This window comes from Haloferax sp. Atlit-10N, from assembly GCF_003586325.1.
GTDB classification, from domain to species: Archaea; Halobacteriota; Halobacteria; order Halobacteriales; family Haloferacaceae; genus Haloferax; species Haloferax prahovense.
In genome coordinates this window covers 1-2,552 of the sequence record NZ_PSYX01000023.1, presented here as the reverse complement: position 1 = coordinate 2,552, position 2,552 = coordinate 1, and the positions used below count along the sequence as shown (strand labels likewise).

Here is a 2,552-nt window from a genome sequence, read left to right as displayed (position 1 = left end):
CTTTTTCGATGGGTGCGCCGACCGTGTTCTCAACTCAACCCACGACCGTAATGGTTCTGAACACCCTCGTCCCCGAGTACCTTGTGAAGAACAAACCCCGTGAGTGCAGGCCGTTCACCAATGCGGCAGTGACAGGGCCAGTGCTGAACATTGTGAGGCCAGACAAAACCCCCGAGTGCCGTTCCAAACAAGTATCCCATCCACGAACTACTACGCAGTTGTGACTGCTCCCACGTTCGACGAATACGATCACGACGCACATCTGCGCGAGACTTTCGAACTGGCGCGTGAGGCTGCCGCCCGTGGCGACGAACTGTTCGGCTCCGTGCTCGTCCGCGACGATACAGTTATTATGAGCGATTCGAATCGCGAGATCACGGACGACGACATCCGGCGCCATCCCGAACTCCACCTCGCTTACCGTGCATGCCGGGAGTTCGATCCCGATGAACGTGCTTCTATGGTAATGTATACAAGCACCGAACCCTGTCCGATGTGTGCTGGCGGGATGACGACAGCTGGGTTCGGACAAATCGTCTACAGTGTCGGAAGTGATGAAATCGCCGCGTTCACCGGAAATGAGCCCGTAGTCTGGTCCACAGAGATCCTTGCTGGAGTCAGTGACGTTGTCGGGCCGCTGTTGAACGAGGAAGGTCGCCAGATCCACCGGGAGTACGACTGGTGACCCCCGGTCTTCGTTTGATGAGTCCTGTTCTGTTTCACAATACAAAATTCCTATCTATATCTCAAGGATAGGTAAACCGCCAAGTTGAATACGGTGATAACTGACTAGAATAGTGCTGAGTGCCTCTAAGCCACCAGCATTGGCGTGTCTCAGGATGCCCGGCCTGATACACGCCGAAGGTACCCCTTCACCTTTCACTCTGAAGTAGAACCGTCATTGTGTCCTGACTGACATCATGAGTTTGTCCGCAGATTTCTCGACCAGCCCTAATTGGAGCCGGCGGCGCGATTGAGGTTCTTGTGTGCCATTTCACCCCCCAGAAACCAGAGTCTGAGGGGTGGTTGTTGGAGTTGTTCGTCAACCCGTGGTTACTCGTCGATCGTCCAGATTGACGGCGGAACGTTCTTCATGGAGTCTGATTTGAGGTTACAGTAAGTGATTGGATAGACAGTTTGACGGGTAATAGTCGGTCTCGCCGCAATACCCTGAAGAACGTTTAACTACCGAAGAGTAAAAGTGATATTATATGAACGGTTCTCGTCCCCCTCCAACCTCTGCCGATGATTTTTACCAAACACTAGTGGAAAATGCGGCAGAGGGGATGTTGACAATCGATGCGGACAGCAATATCGTGTATGCTAATCCGGCCGTTGAAGACATTCTCGGATATGCTCCCGCTGAATTGATTGGCAGTTCGAAAATGAAAATCATCCCAGAGCGCTTAGAAGCAGTCCACGGGGCTGCATTAGCCTCGTATGTGGCGACAGGAGAGCGCAATATCGACTGGGATGGGATCGAGCTCCCGGCGTTGCACAAGGACGGACACGAAGTTCCGACGCTTATCAGCCTTCGTGAACACGAACACAATGGCGAACAGTACTTTACTGGCATTATTCGGGACATCACCGAGCAGCGAAAGCGGGAGTCCCAGCTTCAAGACCAGAAGGATCGGCTGAATGAGTTCGCCGACATCTTAACACATGATATTCGGAATCCACTCTCTATCGCCTACGGGTATACTGAGATCGCCCATGAACAGTCCGAGACCCCTGAGCTGGAGCGAGTTTTAGCGTCACTTAGTCGGATCGATAATCTCGTTAGCGACATTCTTGCCCTCTCAAAAAAGGGTGAAGTCGTTGGTGAGACCGAGTCGGTTGACATCCGTGAATGTCTCCGTGCATCGTGGAGTAGTATTGAGACACAGCAAGCGACGCTCCAAGTTGAAGATGACCTTGGAGTAATAACCGCGGATAAGAGTCGTTTTCAGGAACTACTAGAGAACTTGTTTCGCAATGCCGTTGAACATGCTGGTGCTGGGGCGACTGTGACTGTTGGAAGCCTCCCTGACGATACGGGACTCTATATCGAAGATGATGGCCCCGGAATCGCTGAGCCGATTCGGTCAGAGATATTTACCCATGGATATTCGACAACTGCTGACGGAACTGGCTATGGGCTCTCGATCGTCTCTCAAATTGTCGAGGGCCATGGTTGGGATATTGCCGTTACAACGGGTTCTGAAGGCGGCGCACGATTTGAGATCACGTGGTGAGAGTTGGACGACGTTTGCTGAGTTAGTTTTTGGAGAGCATCTCTAACGGCCTCGAACTGCTGAGATGTTCGAAGCCAGCGTGTGATACTCTGTTGTTTGTGTTTCTTTTGGGATGGAGAAGAGGGTCACGTCCTCAACGACCTGGATAGCAAGCTAGCGAGTAGAAACTAGCAATCTCACGTGTTTGGGAAGTGAGTTGTGTCGGTACGTTTGGGGGGCGACTGCTCGGGTTGTGCGCGCTCCGGCGGGCAGCCCGTTCCTGCCGGGCCCGGGCGTTTCGCGCTGCCGTTGCGTCTGCGACGGACGGGGCACGGT

General features: G+C 53.1%; 3 protein-coding genes. All 3 read left to right on the top strand.

The features are described from left to right. A partial coding sequence (locus C5B91_RS22805) for a hypothetical protein (protein WP_233547815.1) occupies positions 1-224 on the top strand: 224 nt, incomplete at its 5' end. After that, complete coding sequence (locus C5B91_RS20845) at positions 221-685, top strand: nucleoside deaminase (RefSeq protein WP_004967607.1); 465 nt, start codon at positions 221-223, stop codon at positions 683-685. The genes C5B91_RS22805 and C5B91_RS20845, both read left to right, overlap by 4 nt. A 526-nt stretch (positions 686-1,211) precedes the next feature. Continuing rightward, on the top strand, positions 1,212-2,237 hold the full coding sequence (locus tag C5B91_RS20840) for a nitrogen regulation protein NR(II) (protein ID WP_049917664.1): 1,026 nt from the start codon (positions 1,212-1,214) through the stop codon (positions 2,235-2,237). Positions 2,238-2,552: the final 315 nt, after the last annotated feature.